20 protein-coding genes are annotated in these 22257 nt (G+C 52.0%); 13 read left to right on the top strand and 7 right to left on the bottom strand.

Features of this window, described 5'->3' with window-relative positions; translation table 11 throughout:
• Nucleotides 1–47: 47 nt before the first annotated feature.
• Both AC27KL_RS26030 and AC27KL_RS26025 read right to left on the bottom strand, forming a co-directional pair.
• Nucleotides 48–1565: a stalk domain-containing protein gene (locus AC27KL_RS26030; RefSeq protein ID WP_487171613.1), complete on the bottom strand. Its 1518-nt coding sequence runs from the start codon at nucleotides 1563–1565 to the stop codon at nucleotides 48–50.
• Nucleotides 1566–1599: 34 nt separating this feature from the next.
• Nucleotides 1600–3090, bottom strand: coding sequence for a stalk domain-containing protein (locus AC27KL_RS26025; RefSeq protein ID WP_487171612.1), 1491 nt, complete (start codon nucleotides 3088–3090; stop codon nucleotides 1600–1602).
• Nucleotides 3091–3447: 357 nt separating this feature from the next.
• Between AC27KL_RS26025 and AC27KL_RS26020 the strand changes: the two genes are divergently transcribed.
• The 9 genes from AC27KL_RS26020 to AC27KL_RS25980 all read left to right on the top strand — a co-directional run bounded on the left by AC27KL_RS26020 (nucleotide 3448) and on the right by AC27KL_RS25980 (nucleotide 12718).
• A complete protein-coding gene (locus AC27KL_RS26020) occupies nucleotides 3448–4074 on the top strand; it encodes a deoxynucleoside kinase (protein WP_339320762.1) in 627 nt (208 codons plus the stop codon).
• Complete coding sequence (locus AC27KL_RS26015) at nucleotides 4071–4712, top strand: deoxynucleoside kinase (RefSeq protein WP_339325000.1); 642 nt, start codon at nucleotides 4071–4073, stop codon at nucleotides 4710–4712. Before AC27KL_RS26020 ends, AC27KL_RS26015 begins: the two co-directional genes overlap by 4 nt.
• A gap of 27 nt (nucleotides 4713–4739) precedes the next feature.
• Nucleotides 4740–5090: a zinc-binding dehydrogenase gene (locus AC27KL_RS26010; RefSeq protein ID WP_487171611.1), complete on the top strand. Its 351-nt coding sequence runs from the start codon at nucleotides 4740–4742 to the stop codon at nucleotides 5088–5090.
• A 304-nt stretch (nucleotides 5091–5394) separates the two neighbouring features.
• Nucleotides 5395–7155 carry an ABC transporter ATP-binding protein gene (locus AC27KL_RS26005; RefSeq protein WP_487171610.1) on the top strand — a complete coding sequence of 587 codons (1761 nt, stop codon included), beginning with the start codon at nucleotides 5395–5397 and terminating at the stop codon, nucleotides 7153–7155.
• Between the two features lie 654 nt (nucleotides 7156–7809).
• On the top strand, nucleotides 7810–8202 hold the full coding sequence (locus tag AC27KL_RS26000; protein WP_487171609.1) for a DUF4183 domain-containing protein: 393 nt from the start codon (nucleotides 7810–7812) through the stop codon (nucleotides 8200–8202).
• 156 nt (nucleotides 8203–8358) lie between these two features.
• Nucleotides 8359–8643: a DUF4183 domain-containing protein gene (locus tag AC27KL_RS25995; protein ID WP_487171608.1), complete on the top strand. Its 285-nt coding sequence runs from the start codon at nucleotides 8359–8361 to the stop codon at nucleotides 8641–8643.
• Between the two features lie 480 nt (nucleotides 8644–9123).
• On the top strand, nucleotides 9124–9852 hold the full coding sequence (locus tag AC27KL_RS25990) for a PDDEXK family nuclease (protein WP_339325147.1): 729 nt from the start codon (nucleotides 9124–9126) through the stop codon (nucleotides 9850–9852).
• A gap of 12 nt (nucleotides 9853–9864) precedes the next feature.
• On the top strand, nucleotides 9865–11556 hold the full coding sequence (locus tag AC27KL_RS25985; RefSeq protein WP_487171607.1) for a vWA domain-containing protein: 1692 nt from the start codon (nucleotides 9865–9867) through the stop codon (nucleotides 11554–11556).
• A gap of 22 nt (nucleotides 11557–11578) precedes the next feature.
• Nucleotides 11579–12718 (top strand): toxic anion resistance protein, encoded by a 1140-nt coding sequence (locus tag AC27KL_RS25980; protein ID WP_339324996.1) that lies wholly within the window; start codon nucleotides 11579–11581, stop codon nucleotides 12716–12718.
• 142 nt (nucleotides 12719–12860) lie between these two features.
• On the opposite strand, the gene AC27KL_RS25975 is transcribed toward AC27KL_RS25980, so the two are convergent.
• The 3 genes from AC27KL_RS25975 to AC27KL_RS25965 form a co-directional block, all read right to left on the bottom strand.
• Nucleotides 12861–13718, bottom strand: a complete 858-nt coding sequence (locus AC27KL_RS25975) for a CAP domain-containing protein (protein ID WP_487171606.1) — start codon at nucleotides 13716–13718, stop codon at nucleotides 12861–12863.
• A 170-nt stretch (nucleotides 13719–13888) separates the two neighbouring features.
• Nucleotides 13889–14704, bottom strand: a complete 816-nt coding sequence (locus AC27KL_RS25970) for a hypothetical protein (RefSeq protein WP_487171605.1) — start codon at nucleotides 14702–14704, stop codon at nucleotides 13889–13891.
• Complete coding sequence (locus AC27KL_RS25965) at nucleotides 14685–15272, bottom strand: RNA polymerase sigma factor (RefSeq protein ID WP_339324993.1); 588 nt, start codon at nucleotides 15270–15272, stop codon at nucleotides 14685–14687. Before AC27KL_RS25965 ends, AC27KL_RS25970 begins: the two co-directional genes overlap by 20 nt.
• On the opposite strand from AC27KL_RS25965, the gene AC27KL_RS25960 reads away from it, so the two are divergent.
• From AC27KL_RS25960 to AC27KL_RS25950, 3 genes are all read left to right on the top strand, one after another.
• Complete coding sequence (locus AC27KL_RS25960) at nucleotides 15265–15459, top strand: hypothetical protein (protein WP_487171604.1); 195 nt, start codon at nucleotides 15265–15267, stop codon at nucleotides 15457–15459. The genes AC27KL_RS25965 and AC27KL_RS25960 overlap by 8 nt on opposite strands.
• 221 nt (nucleotides 15460–15680) lie before the next feature.
• Nucleotides 15681–17990: a histidine kinase gene (locus AC27KL_RS25955; RefSeq protein WP_487171603.1), complete on the top strand. Its 2310-nt coding sequence runs from the start codon at nucleotides 15681–15683 to the stop codon at nucleotides 17988–17990.
• Between the two features lie 120 nt (nucleotides 17991–18110).
• Nucleotides 18111–19115, top strand: a complete 1005-nt coding sequence (locus tag AC27KL_RS25950; RefSeq protein WP_487171602.1) for an aldose epimerase family protein — start codon at nucleotides 18111–18113, stop codon at nucleotides 19113–19115.
• A gap of 91 nt (nucleotides 19116–19206) precedes the next feature.
• Here the strand turns inward: AC27KL_RS25950 and AC27KL_RS25945 are convergent, their stop codons facing one another.
• Entirely contained in the window at nucleotides 19207–19680 is a 474-nt protein-coding gene (locus AC27KL_RS25945) for a double zinc ribbon domain-containing protein (RefSeq protein ID WP_487171601.1), read from the bottom strand.
• A gap of 451 nt (nucleotides 19681–20131) precedes the next feature.
• Between AC27KL_RS25945 and AC27KL_RS25940 the strand changes: the two genes are divergently transcribed.
• Nucleotides 20132–20824: an AlkZ-related protein gene (locus AC27KL_RS25940; RefSeq protein WP_487171600.1), complete on the top strand. Its 693-nt coding sequence runs from the start codon at nucleotides 20132–20134 to the stop codon at nucleotides 20822–20824.
• Nucleotides 20825–20863: 39 nt separating this feature from the next.
• On the opposite strand, the gene AC27KL_RS25935 is transcribed toward AC27KL_RS25940, so the two are convergent.
• Nucleotides 20864–22093, bottom strand: coding sequence for an aminopeptidase (locus AC27KL_RS25935; RefSeq protein ID WP_487171599.1), 1230 nt, complete (start codon nucleotides 22091–22093; stop codon nucleotides 20864–20866).
• Between the last annotated feature and the right edge of the window lie 164 nt (nucleotides 22094–22257).

Genomic DNA, 22257 nt, shown 5'->3' with positions numbered 1-22257 from the left:
TTGCAGCTAAATACGCATAAGGCCGTTCCTTGGATTTGACGAATCGATTACGCCCCAGTGATGGTCAGCTCGGAGCGCTTTGAATCCCAAGTGACGGTGAATCCCATCTGCTTCAACAGGGAGGCGGGAATCATCGTCGCTCCGTTCTCCGCGGTGATCGGGCTGGGCAACAGCACTTTTTTGCCATTGATGTCCACTTCGTTATAACCATGGCGGAAGTTAACCGAGGTATCCTTATATTTGAGCGTATACATGCCTCCGTGTTCCGCCGTCGTCGGGGTCTTCAATTCCGCCCCCAGAGCCTTTGCCGTATCCTTTAAGGGCACGTTAATCAAGTTGCCGGACATCGTAGCAGGGAAGGAGGAAGAGAGCAGGCTTCCGTTGACCTTAACGGTGATCGGGATTTGCAGCCGCTTCGGCGCATATTCCATGCCGTCCTGCGAATTTCTGCGGACCCCGACCTCGTTCCATTGATTGGCTCCCCAGCCCCAGACCTGGCCCTGTGCATCGATAGCCAAAGCATGTCTCGATCCGGGGGAAAGGGCAACGATCCCTTTTAAGCCTTTCACTTTGCCTTCCTTGCCGTCAGGTCCTTTGCCGTAAGTCCAAACCTCGCCTTGTTCGGATAGGAGCATCGCAAAACCGCTGCCAGCCACCTGCTTAAACTTGAGGCCGGGATAGAGCTTTATCGGTTTCCCGGAAAGTTTATGCGACGCGGCAGAAGGAGTTAACGACCATTTCCAGGCTGTGCCTGATGGATCGATCCCGTACATATCGGAGTAGAAATGCCCCGTGACCTGCTTTAGGGCAGGGAGGCCTGAAACGCGAACAGGCGGGAGTACGTTCAATCGGTTATCTTGCCGTTCCGCCCGAATCACCCATAACGACCCGGCATCGTCGAGTATATATACGGTATCTCCCGCAGCGCTCAAACTGACGTACTTGCCGGTGTGCTTAATCTCTATGGGCTGACCCGTTTTCCCGGTATCAACATCCTTCGTCCAAGCCCAAAGCGATCCGTCCTGCTTCAGGGCAAAGTTGACGGCATGCTGCGTCGCGACCTGGGCAACGCCCGTTAGCAAGGGGAACTGCCGCGGCGGCAGCGTCTCGGTCGAATTTCTTAGATGGGATCCCCATTCCCAGACGGTTCCGTCATCTTTGACGGCAAGCTGATACCCGGAACCGCTGGTCGCGATCGAGCGGATCCCGGTGAGACCGACTAGCCGGACCGGAGCATTGACGCTTCCGACCGCGCTTGTGCCGGGCAGCCCCAATTCGCCGTATAAATTGCGGCCCCATGTCCAGACCGACCCGTCCGCACGCAATCCGACGGAATAATAGGTACCTGCCAATACCTGCGTAAAGGCGGTTTCTGCTGCCGGTTTTACGGAAGAAGAAGCTACCGGACCGGAAGAAACATTGGCAGCAGCATGAGCAGATACGCTAACGCCGCGATGATTTTCGTCTGCCGCCAGGCTTGTGCTGGCACCCGATGCCAATATGATTGCAGCGATGGCCAGAACGGCCGGCCGGCGAAGCGACGTTACGGGCTTTGCGCGGTTCATATACGACCCTCCTTGTTTTTTAAGCCGAACCGAACTAGTCCATACGGATGGCGATCCGTTCCTCATTCGGCAGCCAGTTGACGGCGGCGCCCAGCTTTTCGCTGATCAGGCGAAGCGGGAGGTATACCGTTCCGTCCACGGTAAACGGTTTGTTATCGAACCGGATCGGGGTGTCGTTCAGCGTGATGCTGCCCGTTTTTACGTTTACCGCGATTGAAATGGCAGGTTTTCCGGCTTCATTGCGCGTAACCTTTGCCGTCTTGCTTTTTTCGTCGTAGGAGACTTCGGCCCCCATTTTTTCGAACACGGAACGAAGCGGCACGAAATTTTGCTCATTGCGCGTGATGACGCCGCTGCCCAATGGCACGTTTTCCCCGTTCAAGGAAACGGAGATCGGTTTTTGCACGGGTACGGGCGTGTTATGCATGAACTCATAATCGCCATGGCCGAGTTCCGCCGCTTTATTGACGCCCCATCCCCAAAGGGTGCCGTCTTTTTTCTGCATGATGATGTGGCGATCGCCGTTTTTGACCGAAACCACGTCCGAGGCGAGCAGCTTAAAGGAGGCGTTGGACGGTACCTGATTCCGCTGGATCGAAGTCTCGTACACCTTGCCGTCGCCCGTGAAGGCCACAATCGAATTTTCTACGATATACGCCTCTTTCACGTTTTTTACGCCGGTCAACAGGACCGGTTTGGCATGGTCGGTATATACCGGGCCGTCCGAATATCCGGTTACGGTTGCACCCCAGAACCAAAGCCGGGATTGGCTGTCGATGGCGAGCGAGGACTGCTGGTTCTGCCAGATGCTTTTGATGTGGCTTAAAGACTGGATTTTCGTCGCGCTCAGCGTGCTGGGAAGAGGGCCGGTGCCTTTTAAGGTTTTCGGCCAGGTCCAAACGGTGCCGTCTTTTTTCAGCGCGATCGTGTCTTCGAGTTGAACGACGTTATCGAGATTTTTGACGGGGGTGAAGTTTTGGGCGGAATCCGAGTTCGTCCAGACCGTCCCGTCAGATTTCAAGAAAACGCGGCGTCCTTCACCGGTTTTGTCGTTGCTGCGGTAAAAGCTTTCGACGTCCGTCACATGGTCGATGCCTTTGACGGGTTCGAAATGCGTCAGATCCCAGCCCTCATTCGTTTTTACCGAGCTGAAAACGTTCCCGTCCGCATCGATGGCGAGCATTGGCCCGTAACCCTCGATTTTCGCAACGTTGCTGATCCCGCTGACAGGTTTGACGGTCACCGCTTTGCTCAGCACTTTAGTCTCCCAGAGCCATACCGTGTGATCTTGTTTCTCGACCATTTTGTTGCCGAGCATGGACGTTACGCCGCTGAGTTCCGGGACTTGGGTCGGCACGGGCTGCTGAGGGCCCCAAATCCAGAACGTCCCGTCCGTTTTGACAAGGGAATCCGTTCCGTACGATGCGATGGTCGAAGCGGTATTCGTATTTGCTGCCGCTGCGGACGCCTGGGCCGAAACCGTTAGGCCGAGTGCCAGCGACAAAAGTGTAATCGTTTTTTTCATGTTTGAAATTCTCCTTTCAGGATGTGACCATAAAATGATGCAGATTGCCGCGAAAGAATGAGATCGGTCGAAGCTTGGATCGGAAGATTCCAAATATTAGACGTGCGTCATGATAAAATGTTACATTTTTGACCGCAAAAAAACACCCCTGGATGTATTCCGCCAATTTTGTCGCAAGTACCCGAACGTTTTTTTATTTGAGAACATTCACCCTGGGTTCGCGGCGCACATCACGCATAATGTTGTCACATTTTCCAAGCCAAAGTTTCGATGAGAAAACAGGCCGGTCTGTGATACAATGAGTTGGTCCAATTTTAATAGAGAAGTTTCACATGCATGGGAGAAGGAGTCGGCTACATGGAAAAAAACACGCCTTTTATTGCCGTTGAGGGACCGATCGGGGCGGGCAAAACGACGTTGGCTGCGATGCTTGGAGAGCATTTCGCGCTTCCGGTCGTGAAGGAAATCGTCGAAGAAAACCCGTTTATCGATAAATTTTATCAAAATATGGACGATTGGAGCTTTCAGCTCGAAATGTTCTTTTTGTGCAACCGGTACAAGCAGCTGAAAGAAACGGTCCAAGAGTACGTCATGTCGGGAAAACCGGTGGTTTCGGATTATCATATTTTTAAGAACCTGATCTTCAGCCAGCGAACGTTAACCGGCGCGGAACGGGACAAATACGAGCAAATCTATCATATTTTGACGGATGATTTGCCTAAACCCAACATCATGATCTACATCAAAGCAAGTTTGGAAACCCTGCTGCACCGGATCGCCAAGAGGGGGCGGCCGTTCGAGCAGGACATGGATCCGGGATATCTCCAGCAGTTGATCGAGGATTACGAAGCGGCGATGTCGTCGCTTGCGGACCGCGAACCTTCAACGATCATCATCACCATCGACGCCAACCGGGTCGACTTCGTCCAAAACAAAAACCAATTCGAGGAAATTGCCTCTCAGTTAAAGGAGAACTTGTCATGAATCCATACCAAATCCCGGAAAACGCGATCATCACGGTAGCGGGAACGGTCGGCGTGGGCAAATCCACGCTTACGAAAGCGTTGGCGGCGCAGCTCGGCTTTAACACCTCCATGGAAAAAGTCGATCATAACCCTTATTTGGAAAAGTTCTATCACGATTTCGAACGATGGAGCTTCCATTTGCAGATCTATTTTTTGGCCGAGCGTTTTAAGGAACAAAAAAGAATGTTCGAAATAGGAGGAGGGTTCGTCCAGGACCGCTCCATTTATGAGGATACCGGCATTTTTGCCAAAATGCACGCCGATCAAGGAACGATGTCGAAAATCGACTACGAAACATACACCAGCCTATTTGAGGCGATGGTGATGACCCCGTATTTCCCGCATCCCGATGTCCTCATCTACCTTGAAGGCAGCTTGCCGTCCATCCTGGCCCGGATTAAGGAGCGGGGACGCGAGATGGAGATTCAGACCGACGTATCCTATTGGGAACACATGCACCAAAGATACTCGGATTGGATCCGTGAATTTCAGGCTTGCCCGGTGCTTCGCTTGAACATCGACGAATACGACGTGCATGATCCTGAGTCGATGTCAGGCATATTGAAACAGGTGGGAGCCATCATTCGTCATTCCTAATGAAAAAGCGGTCGGGCTCATTCCGACATGACGAACGGCGGGGTTGACGTGGCTTTTGACGCTGCCGGCGTTCAGGCCACCTTTGAATCGGGCATTTACGCAGTAAGACCCGGAGGAGAGTTCAAAATCATCAGCCTTTGGGAAAAACCCGTCAACTTCAACCCAAGCGTCATCGTCAAAACGGAAGCCAAAATCAGCGGCTCTTATGCTTATAACAACTTGTTCCCCGAAGTCATCCAACTGTTGGCAAGCGGCCGGATCGACGGACATGCCGTGATTACGAGCACGATTGCGCTGGACGATATCGTGGAACAAGGCTTCGAACAGCTGACGAAAGACCGCAAGCAGTGTAAAATTCTCGTTGTCCTGAACAAGTAAACATCATAGCTGCGAAGATGCCGGGAACGGACCACAGGTCTGTTTTCGGCATTTTTTTGTTCCGCTTCATGGGGAAGAATCGATGATTATGATCTTTTTCAAGGGCTGTGTCATTTTTGATAGGAAGCTTCGAATCCCCGCCGGACCAAGGGGTTAATCGGATTCAAGAAACACATATATCCTCATTTCGCGTTATGGATTATAATCATGGTCTGTGGAAAAAGAAGGATAGGGAGGGAGGATCACGCAATTAGAAAACGCTTCCACTGATATCATAAACCTATAATAGTCAGAGAGGTATGGCATGAAGAGAAAGGATGTATTTTTCCGGCTGCTGCAATATATGGGCAAGTATAAACTGCTCTATGCCGGGTTAATCACGACCATGCTGGCGGGAATTGCCTTAGAGCTGTCCGTTGCATGGTTTTTGTCCCTCATCACGAACGCGGCGGTGAAATTCGATATTGGCATCTGGCCGATGCTCATCGCGATCGGGGCGGCCATACTGGTTGGCTCCAGCTTGATCTCATTTTTCGATACATACTTGAAACAAAAAGCATCAGTAAAAGTCAGAAACGACATCCGCTTGGACACGATGGACCATGCCTTGCGGCTGCATCAGGCCTATAATGACCAGATCCATACGGGCGATTTACTTGCCAGGTTCACGAGCGACAATCAGGCGGTCGGCGATGCGGCGGGAAACATCATCATGGGATTGATCAAAAATCCGCTCCTTGCATTGTGCGCATTTATCTACCTGCTCAATATTCATTGGCCGCTTGCATTGATCACGATTTGCGTCGGTCCGGCGATGATCCTGACGGGAAAAATGTTCGGCGAATCGATGCGCATCAAAGGAGGACGCCTTCAGGAGGCGATGGGGCGCGGAACCTCGTACTTGCAGGATGTGTTGGGCGCCGGCATGCTGTACAAAATTTTTGGCCTTGAAAAAAAGATATCCAAGCAGTATAGGCAATTCAGCTCGGAAATCGCGGAAATCGAGCAAAGCCAAGGCAAAACCCAGGGCGCTGCCGGAGCCGTATCGCAGGGGATTGCGATCTTGACCTTTATGACGGCTATCCTGCTTGCCGGGTATTTCGTCGCCAAAGGCAGCCTGGAGGTCGGCGCGATGCTTGCTTTTGTCCAGCTGATGAATTACCTGATTAACCCGTTTGCTCTGCTGCCGACGTTATGGTCCAGCATGCAGCAGGCATTGGCAGGAGCGGAAAGGATTTTTAAGGTGATCGACGCCCCCAAGGAATACGCCGAGCTGCCGGCGGCAAGCCGGGCAAAAACGGCATTCAGCGAGCTTGTTGTGTCCTCTGTCGGATTTTCGTACAAGGAATCGGAGGGCGAATTGGCGCTGCGCAATATCGGGTTCCGCGTGTATGCGGGACAGACGGTGGCCGTCGTCGGCGGCAGCGGCGGAGGCAAGTCTACCTTGTTCAAACTGCTTCTCGGGTTGTATCCTCCCGGATCGGGCAGCATTAGAATCGACGGGAAAGCGCTCGGGGACATCGGCCTCCGGGAATACAGGGATTATTTTTCGCTCGTGCCGCAGGAATCCATTCTGTTCACGGGGACGATCCGGGACAATATTTTGGATGGAAACCCCAATGCGAGCGAGGAGCAAATAATCGCAGCCGCCAAACAGGCCAACGCCTACGATTTCATCATGAAGCTGCCGGAAGGATTCGCTACGGAGATCGGGGAACGGGGCTCGCGGCTCTCCGGCGGACAAAAGCAGCGGATTGCGATCGCCAGGGCGATCTTGCGGGATGCGCCGATCCTGCTCCTCGATGAAGCGACGGCCGCATTGGACAACGAATCCGAAAGACTGGTTCAGGATGCGCTTTCGAAGCTGATGGTCGGCAGAACGACGCTGGTCATTGCCCACCGCTTGTCCACCGTGCAGCATGCGGACCTGATTCTGGTCATGGAAAACGGCGAAATCGTGGAAAACGGGACACATCGCTCCCTGCTGGCGGCAGGCGGAAGATACCAGGAGCTTTATCAAGCGCAGTTGAAGAATGAGGAACATTCGAGGTTGGTGGAAAGTTGATGTTATTATTGAAAAGCTTCCGCTGCGTAAGCGAGTTATTCGTCCATTCCCTGGGTGTGCATTTGACATATAGATAAGGCATACACACATACAGATTACACCTATGGGAAGGTGACGGAATTGAACGAACCGCATATGCGAAGGAGCAGATGCCCGAGTGCCCAAAATAGGCCCAAATGCGTAAAGAAAAAACGATCGGTTAACAAACGCACATTAAAATGTCCGGTATCGATGCCAAGCGGTCCATTAAGGCGAAAAAAACAAATTCAAAGGTTCACCCGAATTGCGGAACGGGTTGCGACGCAAGTCGCGCTGCAAAAGGTCGAAGCCTTGCTGAACGCCGTGACGGCCGGAGATCGCGGCATTCAAGGGGCGCAAGTTCCGCAAAGCGTCCAAGGAGTTCCCGGGCCGCAAGAGGAAAGAGAGTATGGGCGATCGGAAGAACTCCGGGAAATTCAAGGACATGCAGGAGCTCCAGGACCTTCCGGACTGCCGGGAGATCGGGGGCTCCGCGGACGCCTAGGGTTTCCGGGGCCGGTGGGATCTTCGGGACAGGCAGGGGAACAGGGTAGCCCCGGACAACAAGGTCCGCCCGGACAGCAGGGGCCGGCCGGATTGCCGGGAGCCGCAGGGCCGCCGGGGGAGCGGGGCCCAGTGGGGCTTCAGGGTGCTCCGGGCGCACAAGGAATCCCCGGTCCGGAGGGGCCACAAGGCCCCCAAGGGCCCCCTGGAACCGTTCCGGAAGTTACCGTTACTCCTGCGTTAAACCGCTATTTTTATGTTCCGGAAAGCGACCTGGATTTAACGATGTCTGCAACGATACCAGCCGGCGATTTCGCAAACGATGCGGGAGAAGCGGTGACGGTATTCTCGGGCATTGGGCCGAACAGTTTCAACAACTTGTATATCAACGGCATCCTTCAGCCGGGGAACTTTTACGATGCAGAACCGTCAAGCTTATTTTTCCCGCCCCAGAATTCCATGATTTATGCCGGCACGCCCATCGTTTTAGAGACCGTAGAGCTGACGGTTCATGTGAAAGTCTAGCAATTTTTGGTAGATTGCCCTCGCATCTCCCGATCCTTCTGCATTGATTATAGAAGAGGACCAAGCTATCTGCTTTTGCCGTATTTCTCCCCCATTATCATAGAACTTCGTCTCTGATGATTGCGTGTTCCTCAAGAAAGAAGGTAGGTGAGAAACATGCCAATCGTGACGCCATATCAAAACAGCAGAAGATTCGTTTCCACAATCGGTGCCGGTACGGGGACGGGAGCGACGTTTGCCATCGCGGCTACGGCTTTCACCAACGATGCCGGAGCTGCCGCCACGGCTTTCCCGGGTGCTTTCAACTATTACAACCTCTACGTCAACGGGGTCATGCAAACGTCCGATACTTCAACCGTGACGACGACAGCGATTACCATTCCCGGAGGGGATGTCCTGGATCCCGGAACTCCGATTATCGTCCAGTTCGTCGTATCCTGAACCTTTTGACCGCACTACAACATCGATGCATTTTCTCGGCTTCTGCCCAACATGCTTTTCACCCTTGAGACCTGCTCCTGCTTTTGGGGCGGGTCTTTTTTTCATTAAAGGGCCCCCCGGGCGGAACAAAAAATTTTAATCGTTCCAGACCCCTATGACATATGGTACAATTTTCAAAAGGCAAGGGTATTTGGACCAAGCGGGATCTTTTGCCGATCGTGGTCATCGTTTGCGGAATGGAACCTATTCGGAAATGCAACGTAGGTATATGGAAAGATGAGGTAAGACGCAATGCAGGACCGGTGTCTAGGGTACATAACAAAATGGAAGAGAATGGTTCGCAATCACGAAAACCTTCCGCCAAACGGAACAAGCAACTTAAAAATATATTGCCTTTAACAACGCAAAATCACATGGGATAGCCTGAAGGTGTTTTCCCGCGTTTGGCGAGGTAGCAAAAGGAGGTAGACGTTGGATCGAATGAAGTACATAAAATTTTTCGGGCTTGTCGCAGGGCTCGTGGTCCTGAACATTCTCGTGCTCTCTCCCGGATTTTTGGGCATTTCGATCGGGGGAAGCGCTCTTTCGACGGCATTCGGGATTACGTTGCTGGTTGCAAGCGCCATCATCCTATTTTATGGATGTTATATGCTGCTGTTCAAGCCTCCGGCCGTCATTCCCGTCAAAGAGATCAGCACGCATGAAGACTATGTGGAGGCGCTCAATCGCTACCGCAACGTCAAATCGCTTCAGGAATTCGTTACGCTGGCCCTCGAGCAATTGGATCGCATCTTGAAAAAAAGAGCCACGCTGATGAATATCATCAACCAGCGGTTTGACGAAGGGGAATTGAGCCACAAAAAGTTTTCGTCCGTCGCCTACGAGGTCGAAAAGCTGTTCTACCTGAACGTCAAAAGCATTTTAAACAGGCTCAGCGTGTTTGACGAGTCGGAATACCTGAGCGTCATGAACCAGCGGCAGTCCAAATTCTCGCGCGAAATTCTTGAGGAAAAAACGAAGGTGTACAACGAGTACCTGTCTTTCATGAAAAGCTCTTTGAGCACGAACGAGGAAATTTTGCTGAAGCTCGATAAGCTCATCATCGAAATCTCCCGCCTGGACAGCTTTGAACCCGGCGACATCGACAACATGCCATGCATGCAGGAAATCGACTCGTTAATCAAGCAGACCAAATTATATAAACAGTGAGAGGTGCAATGAATGGCAAGAAGAGGCAAGTTTTTTCTTATTTCCGGTATCATCCTGGTCATCGTTTTTGTGCTGGTTTACGTCGGGGTCAACATGACTTCCAATCTCGGCAAAACCAAACTGCAGGTTTCGGCCGAAGATGCGGCCAAGCGGTTAAACAAGCTTTACTCCAATGTCGCGGTCAAAACCGACACGCCGGTCAAAGGGCAAATCGACCTGAACCCGATCGATATCGGGGATTCGCTTCCGGACATCTCCAAGTTTCCGATCACCGTTAAAAACACGACGGCGGACAACTTCGTCGAAATTTTCTCTTCGATCGAAAAATCGGGCACGGGCGTTGACGGCTGGTTGACCGAAGCGGCTACCGAATTCAACAAAGCCAAAATCATGGTAAACGGGAAACCGGCTTCCGTCAAAATTCGCAACATCGCGTCGGGCACGGCCGTCGATTACATCAGGTCCAAAAAATACGTTCCGGACGCGTTTACCCCTTCCAACGAACTATGGGGAGAAATGGTCAAGGCCAGCGGCATCAAAACGCAGCTCGTCTCCAAACGGCTTGTCGGCAACGTCCCGGGCATCGTTTTATCGAAAGCCAAACATGACGCCCTGGTCGAAAAATACGGAGCCGTCAACGTCAAGACCGTGACCGAAGCGATCGCAAACAACGAGTTTTCGATGGGATATACCGATCCGTTCGCCAGTTCGACGGGGTTGAACTTCCTGCTAACCGCGCTTTATACGTTCGACAACAAAAATCTTTTGGGAGAAAAGGCGGTCCAAGGCTTCGAGAACTTCCAGGCCAACGTGCCGTTTACCGCCTCGACGACGATCCAAATGCGCGACGCGGCCAAATCGGGCATGCTGGATGGCTTCGTTTTGGAAAACCAGACGTTTGCGAATGCCTCCGACCTGAAAGGCGGATACGTGTTCACGCCGTTCGGCGTAAGACATGACAGCCCGTTGTACGCCATTGGCGACGTGTCTCCAAACAAGCTGAATATCATTAAGAAGTTCGCCGAATTCGTCACGCAGGAAAAATATCAAAAAGAAGCGGAGAAGAAAGGCTTCAACGGACTCGAAGATTACAAATCCGAGCTTCCCGTGGTCAGCGGCGACGTCCTGATCGCAGCCCAAAAGCTGTGGAAGGAAAAGAAAAACGGCAACAAGCCGATTGCGGCCGTGTTCGTCACCGACGTTTCCGGCAGCATGGCGGGCGAACCTTTGAACCGTTTGAAAGAATCGCTTTTGAAGGGCCAGAAATATTTGGGGAAAGACAACAGCATCGGCCTCGTGTCCTATTCCAGCGACGTCACCATCAATTTGCCGATCGGCAAATACAATACGAATCAGCAGTCGATGTTCGTCGGCGCGGTCCAAGGCCTGCAGGCGAACGGCGGCACGGCAACCTTTGACGGAATCGTCGTCGCGATCAAAATGCTGCAGGATTATTTGGCGGAAAATCCGTCGAGCAAACCGCTCATATTTGTCCTGAGCGACGGGGAAACGAATGAAGGCCATACGCTGAAAGACGTTAAAGGATTGATCGAAGCCTATAAAATCCCGATCTACACGATCGGATACAACGCCAACATCAAAGCGCTCCAAAGCATCTCGAGCATCAACGAGGCGGCAAGCATCAATGCGGACACCGACGATGTCGTCTACAAAATCGGAAACCTGTTCAACGTTCAAATGTAACGTCATTTAAAGGAGGATTACGATGTCATTTTCGATGGAAGTCGCAAGCCCGGAAGAAATCAAAGCCGTCATTGAGGAAGAGGTCAAACCCGTTCCGGAGGAAGTCGCCAAGCTGAAGGAATTGGCCGATTCCAACGTCGCGGCGATTATGGACCTGGATCTGGATTCGCTCGAGAAGCGGAAGGAGATTTTGCAATCGATCGATACGTTCGGTTTGAATACGATGAGAATGTCTTCGGACAAAAACACGATGCTTCAAGTTTCGGTAGGGAAACTTTCCCAGACGGGAGACGAAGGCGGGCAAGTCGCCAAAGGCTTGGCCGAACTCCATACGCAGCTGAAGGATTTGGACCCGAGCGCCATCGATTTTGCAAAAACGGGTTTTCTCGGCAAGCTGTTTAACCCGCTCCGCGCCTATTTCTTGAAATTCGAAAAAGCGGACAGCGTCATCGGCGATATCGTGGTTTCGCTCGATAAAGGAAAACAGACCCTCAAAAACGACAATACGACGCTCGAAATCGAGCAGCAGAGCCTGCGGGATTTAACGAAAAAGCTGCAAAAGGAAATTCAGCTCGGCGAAATGATGGATGCTTCCATCGAAGCCCAGATTGAAGCGGCCAAAGCGCGCAATGAAGACCCGGATAAAATCCGTTTCATTACCGAAGAGGTGTTGTTCCCGCTCCGCCAGCGGATCATGGACCTGCAGCAGATGCTGGTCGTGAACCAGCAGGGGATTATGGCGATCGAAGTCGTCATCCGAAACAACAAAGAATTGATCCGCGGGGTAGATCGGGCGAAAACGGTCACGATTTCAGCGCTCAAAATCTCCGTCACCGTTGCCGCAGCGTTATACAACCAGAAAATCGTGCTGAAAAAGATCGAGCTTTTGAACCAAACGACCAATGAGCTGATCGCAAGCACGTCCCGAATGCTTAAAAACCAAGGAGCGGCGATTCAAAAGCAAGCGCTGGAGGCCAGCATTTCGGTTGACACGTTAAAGCAGGCGTTTACGGACGTGTTGTCCGCCTTGGATTCGATCAGCACGTATAAGCAGGAGGCTCTGCCTAAAATGCGCGAAACGATCAATCAATTCCGGGAAATGGCCGATACCGGGGAAAAGCAGATTTCCCGAATGGAGCGGGGCCATAAGCTGGACTTATAATTGAACTGAACTGATCCGACGATAGCGGCTCCATAAAGCGTCTCTAACGCGGTCACCCAAAAAAAAGGATATAAGTCCTCGCCTGGTCGTCCAGGGGAAGGCTTATATCCTTTGCTTTTGCCGCGATTTGCAAGGCGAAAATTTAACCGGTAAATTCCTGCACCCACTCGTTATTGTAAAAAGCGATGCCGATTTTCGTGAAGCTTTTGTTGAGAATATTGGCTTTATGCCCCGGGCTGTTCATCCAGTCATTCATCACTTGCGTGGGAGTGGTCTGTCCCTTGGCGATGTTTTCCCCGGCCGATTGATAGGTAATCCCGTATTCCTTCATCATGTCGAACGGGGAACCGTGCGTCGGGGAGTTATGATCGAAATAATTGTTATTGTACATGTCCTGCGCTTTGGCCATGGCCATTTTGGAAAGCTCATCGTCCATGCTCAAGGAGCCGAGCCCTGCTTTGGATCTCTCTTTGTTCACCAAATCGAGCACCTGCTGCGCGAACTGGGTGGAATCCTTGCCGCTTGCAGGGTTTTGTGCGCCGGTTCCAGCCGTTCCGTTTCCGGCTGTTCCATTTCCGGCAGCGCTTCTTCCGGCTTGTCCGTTGGTGCCGTCGATCGGCTCCTGATCCGCCGGTGCGCCGGCAGGCGGCTGGTTCGTTGGTGCGTTAGTCGGTCCCTGATTGACCGGTGCGCCGGCAGGTCCCCGATTTGCGGGCGTACCTCCGGGGGCTTGGTTTCCCGGGGTGCCTGCCGGAGCTTGAATCAAGTCAAGCAGTTCGGAAGTGATCCCGTCCTGAGTTCCTTTTGCAGACAGTTTCCCGATGCGGTCCGTTGACGTCGACGATGCTTGGGTTTTGATTGAAGCAGGGTCCGTCGAACGGGTATGGGAATGGGTTGTTATTTTGGCCGGTTGCGGGGCGGCCTGTTTCGTCGAGACGTTGTTGCTTGATGCGCAGCCTGCAACCAAAATGAGCGCAGCTAGCGCGATGTATTTTACCATAATATGACCTCCAGGGCGTCGTGATATACCGCACTTAAGGTTTCCTTCCGGCATCGGAATTATTCCTTGGCAGGCCTGCCTCCTCCGAAAAATAAAAAAACCGCGCTTAGGTAAAAGGAGCCCCGGGAGCCCTATTTTACGAAAGGCGGTCTCGTATTTCGGTTTTCGGTTTAAGGGATTTGCATGAACGATTTATAAACGGTAACCAATTCTTCTTTAGGCAAGCTGCTGCTAATCTGAATGATCAGCGTCTGGTGGGTGCCTAAGAGCTGGTTGTACACGCCCGGACTATAAAATACTTCCTGACCGCCGAGCGCGATTTTCTCCGTTTCCTTCGGAACGGTGGAAATCGTCGATTGGTACGTTTTCAGATTCATCAGATGGATCCATAACGCGTGCTGATCCGAATCGGTGTACTTTAACGAAACCTTATCGTATCCTTTTCCCTCAACGGAAGGATTGGATAACGTATAGTTTTCAAAATGATATTTCGAAGGAATTTGGTTCAATTCCGGCAGCGAAAACGATAATTTGGATTTGAGTTCGTCCAAATTAAGGGGTGGGCCGACGCTTTCCCGGACTTCGGACCATTCCAAACGGGAGAAGTTGTCCCCGTCGCTGTTTTGTTCGACGTACGTATCCGGTTTTTCGGTTTTTGGCGTCACGAGGCTTGGCGGCACATCGCCGTTTTTGATCACGATTCCGATCATGCCGTTGCCCAAATCCACGACGGATTGAACGATCGGCGACAGAGCTTTGGTGACGCCCGAAGGGCTGAAAAACACGGCGCCCGCGATAAACGATGCGGCTACGATGCCGCTAAGCTGCAAACGCCGTCTCTGTTTGCGCTTGCGTTTAACCTGGTCGAGTTGCGCTTGAACCTTCTTCCAGGATGCTCGCTTGCTTTCGTCGGACGTTAAGGAAGATGAAGACACTGCGCGGTCAAAGGCAACATCAAACCACTCTTCAAATTTTTCGCTTTTCATCCTTAATCCCCCACTCTTTAAACAGCATTTTCTTAATATTTTCCCGAGCCCTGAATAGACGTTGCTTGACGACATCTTCACTCAGCTCCAGCATACTTGAAATTTCTTTGTAACTCAGTCCCTGTTTCCACCTGTATTCGATCAACACCCTGTATTCGGGCTTCAATTGTTGAAGGTATTCCATGATCGATTCTTCGATCAGTTTGGTTTCAACGGTGTTTTCGACCGACATGGGAGACTGGGGAACGTCTTCTTTATACATAAAAACACCTTCAACATCCACTTGGTTACGGTAGTTTTTATTTTTTCGCAAATAATTTATCGTCGTATTTTTGGTCACGACCTTGAGCCAGGCTCGAAGTTTGGCTTCGTTTTCGAATACGGGCTTGTTTTTGACCACTTTAATAAAGGCTTCCTGAATGATGTCTTCGGTAGCAGCGTGATCCTTGACAATGTAATATATCATGCCGTATGCAAAATCGTAATACTCGTAATAGATCTCTTCCTGTAAATCCTCACTGATATCGCTGAAGTCCGTCGTCGTGAGGAGCCGAATCATTGTGGACATGGTTATCCCCTTCCCGAAAGCCCGTGTTTCAATTTTGAATCCCGTTTTGCAAATCCATATGATCATCGGCCATCGGAAACATCCGATCGGCAAGATCTGCCGAAAAGCCGGTCCGGTTGCTGGCAAGCCTCCATCGTGGAGGTTTTTCTTCTCTCTATTTTACAATATTTATGAATGCTTAGCCTAATATTTGGCATTGAAATTTTTTGGAAAACAAAAATACAAATATAGGATAATCGTCGTACATGAGCGTTAACGTTTCAAATATATGCGCAATTTCAGGTAAAAAGCCTCACATTCCGTTTTTCGGAGAATCGTTGGTGCAGACGGGACGCTCGGCATTTTACAGCAACGCCCTCGGAGGCTTACGATTTACGTGCAAACCGTTCATGGTGGGGGGAGATCGCGATGGATGAATACAAAAGAAAAACGCCGGAACAAGTTTTGGAAGAAATCCGAAAGGTTCGGCGAGGCGCATTAAAAATCATGATCGGCGCGGTTAGCGGGAGCGGTAAAACCTACCATATGCTGCGAGAAGGCCAACGATTGAAGGAGCGAGGGATCGATGTCGTCCTATGCGCCGTCTCCGCCTTAAACAGGCCGGAAATTGAAAAACAGTTGGAAAGGTTTGAACGGGTACCCAGCATCCATTGGCTGAACCATGGCAAGGAGACCAAGGATTTAAATCTTGAAGGATTGCTGGCGCGAAATCCCGAGGTCGTACTGGTGGACGAACTGGCGCATCGGAACCGCAAAGGGGCGCGGTTTCCGAACCGTTTAAAGGATATCGAATTTTTGCTTGATCATGGCATCGGCGTGATCACGACGTTAAACGCATACGAGATCGAAGGCGTCCATGACCTGGCCCGAAAATGGGCCGGCGTGGAATCCAGGGAGACCGTTCCGATCGGAACGTTGGGGCAGGCGGATGAAATTCGATTGATCGATGTTTCGCCCGAAACGCTGATCGCAAGAATCAAGGAAGGTCAACTGGGGGCAAACGACGATGCCGGTTCGTTGACCCGCAAGGAATTGGCCGTTCTGCGCGAACTGTCATTGCGCCTTGTGGCCGAGGGCGTTCAGGCCGAGCTCGAGGAACACCGCGAGCAAATGGGGCAGCAGGGTCCGTCGGGCGCTTCGGAAAGGATATTGGTGTCGGCGCAGTATCACTCGAACGGTTCGATTTACATCCGCAGGGGGCAACAAATCGCCAAACGTTTAAACGGAGACCTGCTTGTCGTTGTTTTCATGCCTGGAAAACGCAAATTGACGAAGGAAGCGGCAGCTTTCAAACGTTCCTTGCACAAGATGGCGAAAAAAACGGACGCCGCCGTCGAGGAACGGGCGCTGCGTGCATCCAGGCATTTTCCCAAAGCGCTCATTCAGTATGCCCTCGAAAGAAACGTGACGCGAATCGTCCTTGGACATTCAAAGAAAAGCCGTTGGCAGGAATTTTGGCACGGCTCCGTCACGGGCGGCATACTGAAGCACGCGAGGGGGATCGATCTATTTTGGGTGGCCGACCGGACGGCGCATGGAGACTCGCGCATACTTCCTGCCCGCCGTTTTCAGCCGTATCAAAAAGAGCGATTTCATAGACTGAGCAATGAAGCGATGGAACGGAAAGTGAATCGCATCCAACGCGGACGGTTGAAAATTTATATCGGGGCTGCCCCGGGCGTCGGCAAAACGTACACGATGCTGCGTGAAGGCAACGAAAGCCTAAGCAGGGGGACGGATGCCCTCATCGGCTGGCTGGAAACCCATGGAAGGACTGAAACGGCGGACCAAGTCGGATTGTTGGAATCGGTGCCCGCATCTGAAATTACGTATAAAGGCAGGGTGTTGAAGGAAATGGACTTGGACGCCATCCTTGCCCGCAATCCGGAGCTTGCCCTTGTCGACGAGCTGCCGCACACGAACATGCCGGGCAGCCGAAATAAAAAAAGGTACGAGGACGTTCTGATGCTGCTTGAGCATGGCATTTCAGTGATCACGACGATGAACGTGCAGCATTTGGAAAGCCTGAATGATGCGGTGCAGCAGATCACGGGAGTTCGGGTAAGGGAGACCGTTCCGGATTCCATTCTGTCGATGGCCGATGAAGTGGTGCTCATCGACGTCGCTCCCCGGGCGCTGCGCCGGCGGATGAGGGAGGGGAAAATTTACGCAGCGGGCAAGGTTGAACAGGCACTGGACTCCTTTTTCAAAACCGGGAATCTGATCGCCTTAAGGGAGCTTGCCCTGCGAGAAATCGCCGATGACGTGGACGAAAGGCTTGAATCCAGGGAACGAAGCTTTTCCATCCGAGGTCCATGGCGAAAAGAAGAAACGATCTACGTATGCATTTTTCCCGGAACAAACGGGGAGCGGCTCATTCGGCGCGGTTTTAGAATTGCGTATCGTTTGAAGGCGGCACTTTATGTTGACATCATCCGCATGGGTGCCGCTGAAGTCATAACCCCCATGATGGACGGCTGCCGCAAGCTCACGGAGCGTTTGGGAGGAACTTTTGGCGTGTTGGAAGCCGAAGCGTGGCGGGATATTCCCCGGATCACGATGGAAAAAGCATCTGGCCTCCAAGCGACGCAAATCATCGCCGGACAGGACGGATTGCCCGGATCCAAGCAACGCAGGCGCCAAGCCGTCCGGGAGCTGCTCCGTTTGGCCAGGGACATTGACGTGCTTCTGGTAGGAAGCCCGGAGCCTCCGGATTGAATCGACGATTTATCGCAGCAAGCGTTTCCGAAGGCCTCTGAAGCATGGTATATTAAGTAAAGGATGAAATCTATCCTTAGTATGCTAAATATATTTTTCATGGATGAAGAGGAGGCAATCATGGAGACACAACATTCGGCCTATGAAGGCGATTTTCAAGGCGAACGGGCGGTTTGGCTGAAACATGGACCGTACGAAGCGGCGCTGCTCCCGGAGCTTGGGGGCAATCTGATTTTGTTCCGCGACGTCGAAAAGGGATTCAAGTATCTGCGTGAGCCTGAAGAAGGCGAAATGGAAGATTTCAAGGCTAATCCGGGCATTTACGGCATTCCGGTCCTGATTCCGCCAAACCGGTATGACGGCGGTAAATTTGCCTGGGAAGGCAAGGAGTACCGGCTGCCGGTAAACGAAACCGACCGCGGGAACCATCTGCACGGTTATATGCATACGATCCCTTGGAGGGTTGAATACATAAAGGGCGACGAGTACGAAAGCGTGGTGGTCATCTCGCAGAAAGTGGGCGAAGGCCATCTTTACAAGCAGTATCTCCCGTTCGATTTTACGGTGACGCTCCGATATACCTTAAATGCCGAGGGTTTGCACCAGAAGGTGACGATCGTCAACGACGGCAAGGAAAACATGCCGAATTTGCTGGCGTTCCATACGGCGATCAACGCGCCTTTCGTGCCGGGAAGCAAAGCTTCGGATTATACGTTCAAAGTGACGATCGGGGAGCGCCGGGAAATGGACGAGCGGATGCTGCCGACGGGACGCTTCCAGCCGCTTAGCGCCGAGGAAGAGTTAATGAAGACCGAAGGCGTCAGCCCTTATTTTGCCGAGATGGACAACCATTACACGGCTAGCCCGCAAAACGGCCGCAACCGCATGGAGCTGACCGACAACCGGACCGGGGACGTTTTGGTATACGATGTCGGAACTTCTTACAAGCATTGGATGATTTGGAACAACGGCGCCTCCGGCAAGTTTTTCTGTCCGGAACCGCAAACCAATCTGGTTAATGCGCCGAATATTACGGGGTTGCCTGCGGAGGAAATCGGACTTTTCGGACTCCAGCCCGGCGAACGATGGGAAGAAACCAGCTCGTTTTATGCTTTGAAACGTTAAAGCTTAAGCCTGAATACCGCAACGTGGCATAAAAAACCGCCTTTCCGATGACGGAAAGGCGGTCATGCAATCGTTAATATAATAGCGAACGTCACTCGGCCAAATGAAACCCGCAGCTCCGGCAAAATTTATCCGTCGAACCTGCTGCCTCCCGGCATCTGGGGCAATAGGAAGTTTTTTCGGCCTGGACGGCGGACGGTTGGAGCACGATGGTTTGAAACTGCTGCCCGCAAAACGGACAGTAGGACGCGTCGGCCGGCAGCATTTTTCCGCATCCGCATTCCTTCAGGTTTTGGAGCTGCTGGATTTTGCGGTTGAGCTCTTCGATTTCCTGCTCGAGGTTCACGATGGCCTCGCGATATTTTTGGTATTCCGCATTGGGAACGAAGCTGGTTTGATCTTCAAGGGAACGGTAGACGATCCGTCCGATCTCCGTATAGTTTTTTTCGATTTCCTTTTCTTTGGATGCTACCTGAAACTTCAATGTCGTGGATTCCACGGTTTGCTGAGCTTTTTTGCCTGCATCCGATACACCCTGTTTGAGTTTGTTTAAAAAGTTGGACATAACGGGGCTTCTCCTCCTTCATCCGCTTGGCGTATCCATATGGATCGTCATCTCATAGACTCCGGCTTCATATCTTTACCGACCTCTCGCTTATGGATACCTTGGTAGTATAGTTTATGGCTTTGCTTTGGATTATAGAATGCATTCGTATGCCTATGGACTTTCTTATGGCATTATACCCGAGACCCAAGAAATAGGGAAATAAAAAATGGGTGACATCCAAGTTGTCACCAATAGGCTGCTATAATGGGCTCGTAACGTCTGACAGGTGGTGCCTGAACCGCGGATTTTCACTTGCCCGAAAGGGGATGGGGCTGGGCTGTCGGATTGTTTTTTTCGCTAGGCAGGGAAGCAAGGGTGATCGGTCCGAAAAAAATTCGGGCGGGAAATCCGTCAAAGGGCGGAAGATCTTCGAAAACATTATGATGACCAGGAAGAAGGAGAGCTGACCATGGATGAGAATAGGCAGACCGGAACGATGGTGAATAGCTACGATGAAGCCGTAAAATTAATCGAGGAACTTGGGATTTTGCCGCTCGCGTCCTTGATACCGGATTATCCGTCGCTCGAGAGCGTAACGCCGCGAACGAGCTGGCACAGCGACACGGAGCAGGATCCGTGGAAATGGCGGGTTCGTTTTCCCGCGGAAGGAAAAGCAGCCTACGGCAAGTTCATGAAGAAAAAAGCGGTTTTGGTTTCGCCCGACTGGTTTCCGCTCGTGTTTAACGCTTTGCGTTTAGGTCCAAGCGCCGAAGCTTGTTATCGAGACGGATTGCTGTCCCAAGCGGCGTGGGAGCTGTACCGGCTCATCGAAATCGAGCAGGGGATCGATACCCGGGCGCTGCGCGAGCGGGCGTTTATGAAGGCGAAGGAAGACAAAAAAGCTTTCGACCAGGCGGTCGTGGAGCTGCAGGACGCCTTGTTCATCGTCATCTCCGGCGTACAAGCGAAAGTGAATGCCGACGGGGAGAAAAACGGGTGGAACAGCACCGCCTATGAAACGACGGCGCATTGGATGAACCAATGCGGGATCGAAGGAAGCAGGTTATCGCAGGAGGAATCCCGTGCCGAGCTTCTCCGCAGGTTGCAGGTAAGATGCAGCGGCAAAGCGCTGGCGTTTTTCGAAAAAATATTCCGCACATGAGCAAAGCCGGGAATAGCTTCCCGGCTTTGTTTTTGCTGATTAGGCCCAATTGCCGTTGACGAAAATCGGTTCTTCTTTCCCGTCGCGGGTGATGCCGGTAATGTTCATCTCCGGAGAACCCATCATGAAGTCGACGTGCGTGATGCTGGCGTTCATGCCGTGAGCCGCAAGCTCTTCGGCCGACATCGTTTTGCCGCCTTCCAGGTTGAAGGCATAGGAGCTGCCGATCGCGAGGTGGCAGGACGCGTTTTCGTCGAACAAGGTCGACAAAAACAAAATATTGCTTTGCGAAATCGGAGACTGGTACGGCACGAGCGCCACTTCGCCGAGATAATGGGATCCTTCGTCCATATTGATCAGACGCGCAAGCGTATCCTGTCCTTCTTCCGCCGTGAAATCCACGATTCTGCCGTTTTCGAACGTCAGCTTGAAGCGGTCAATGATGTTTCCTCCGTAGCTGAGCGGTTTCGTGCTGCTGACATATCCGTTTACGCCGGTTTTTAACGGAGCAGTAAAGACCTCTTCGGTCGGAATGTTGGCGACGAACGGAGTCCCTTGTTCGTTTTCGCTGCCGGCTTGCGCCCAAATATGTCCTTCGGGAAGTTCGATCGTTAAATCGGTGCCCGGCGCGACAAAATGGAGCTTATGATATTTTTTGCCGTTCAGCTCATCCGATTTGGTTTGAAGCGTATCGATATGTTTCTGCCATGCTGCGACCGGATCTTCCTGGTCGGCACGTACGGCATGGAATATGGCGTCCCACAGCTTTGCGACCGCTTCGTTGCCGGGGAGATCGGGGAACACTTTCACGGCCCAGTCCGAAGAAGGGAAGGCGACGCCTGTCCAGCTCATTTTATCGGCCATCTGGTACTGGCGGTATTTGGCCATGGCTTGGCCGAAGGTTCGCTGGTTGTTCGCGATGCGCTCCGGATCCACGCCTTTCAGCAGATCGGGATTGGAGGAAATGACGGTCAAAAACGCCGCGTTTTGCTCCGCCAGCTCAACCCATTCGCGCGCTTGCGCGGCAGGAGGGAGCAGGAAGGATTCATCCGGCGCCAGGTCGTATCTCAGGCGGGTGACCGCTTCGTCGGTATAATTGACTCTTACGAAATTGGCCCCCGCTTTATAAGCTTTTTTGACTATCAATCGGACAAGCTCGCGTGCCTCGATGTCGGCGCTGACGACCAAGGTCTGGCCGGGCTGCACGTTGGCCCCGATTTTGACCGCTAGTTCGGCATAGTTGTTCAGTTTTTGATCAAACGTTAACATGGCGGAATCCTCCTTAAAGAACACAATCTGTGTTTGGGTTATTTTTCTATTGTAAATCATCCACAGGTCAAATAATACCGAAACTTTACCACCGATGGACGCATCGCATATACGCAAAATGGAGCCTTTCCCGCTTCTGCAGGAAAGACTCCAGCTGGCTCCAA

This window comes from Paenibacillus sp. YAE3 (genome assembly GCF_057546105.1).
This window is presented reverse-complemented; position numbering and strand designations above follow the sequence as displayed.

Coding starts and splice junctions, on each gene's coding strand:
- AC27KL_RS26030 (WP_487171613.1), bottom strand. CDS start 1,565: ATGAACCGCGCAAAGCCCGTAACGTCGCTTCGCCGGCCGGCCGTTCTG.
- AC27KL_RS26025 (WP_487171612.1), bottom strand. CDS start 3,090: ATGAAAAAAACGATTACACTTTTGTCGCTGGCACTCGGCCTAACGGTT.
- AC27KL_RS26020 (WP_339320762.1), top strand. CDS start 3,448: ATGGAAAAAAACACGCCTTTTATTGCCGTTGAGGGACCGATCGGGGCG.
- AC27KL_RS26015 (WP_339325000.1), top strand. CDS start 4,071: ATGAATCCATACCAAATCCCGGAAAACGCGATCATCACGGTAGCGGGA.
- AC27KL_RS26010 (WP_487171611.1), top strand. CDS start 4,740: ATGACGAACGGCGGGGTTGACGTGGCTTTTGACGCTGCCGGCGTTCAG.
- AC27KL_RS26005 (WP_487171610.1), top strand. CDS start 5,395: ATGAAGAGAAAGGATGTATTTTTCCGGCTGCTGCAATATATGGGCAAG.
- AC27KL_RS25995 (WP_487171608.1), top strand. CDS start 8,359: ATGCCAATCGTGACGCCATATCAAAACAGCAGAAGATTCGTTTCCACA.
- AC27KL_RS25990 (WP_339325147.1), top strand. CDS start 9,124: ATGAAGTACATAAAATTTTTCGGGCTTGTCGCAGGGCTCGTGGTCCTG.
- AC27KL_RS25985 (WP_487171607.1), top strand. CDS start 9,865: ATGGCAAGAAGAGGCAAGTTTTTTCTTATTTCCGGTATCATCCTGGTC.
- AC27KL_RS25980 (WP_339324996.1), top strand. CDS start 11,579: ATGTCATTTTCGATGGAAGTCGCAAGCCCGGAAGAAATCAAAGCCGTC.
- AC27KL_RS25975 (WP_487171606.1), bottom strand. CDS start 13,718: ATGGTAAAATACATCGCGCTAGCTGCGCTCATTTTGGTTGCAGGCTGC.
- AC27KL_RS25970 (WP_487171605.1), bottom strand. CDS start 14,704: ATGAAAAGCGAAAAATTTGAAGAGTGGTTTGATGTTGCCTTTGACCGC.
- AC27KL_RS25965 (WP_339324993.1), bottom strand. CDS start 15,272: ATGTCCACAATGATTCGGCTCCTCACGACGACGGACTTCAGCGATATC.
- AC27KL_RS25955 (WP_487171603.1), top strand. CDS start 15,681: ATGGATGAATACAAAAGAAAAACGCCGGAACAAGTTTTGGAAGAAATC.
- AC27KL_RS25950 (WP_487171602.1), top strand. CDS start 18,111: ATGGAGACACAACATTCGGCCTATGAAGGCGATTTTCAAGGCGAACGG.
- AC27KL_RS25945 (WP_487171601.1), bottom strand. CDS start 19,680: ATGTCCAACTTTTTAAACAAACTCAAACAGGGTGTATCGGATGCAGGC.
- AC27KL_RS25940 (WP_487171600.1), top strand. CDS start 20,132: ATGGATGAGAATAGGCAGACCGGAACGATGGTGAATAGCTACGATGAA.
- AC27KL_RS25935 (WP_487171599.1), bottom strand. CDS start 22,093: ATGTTAACGTTTGATCAAAAACTGAACAACTATGCCGAACTAGCGGTC.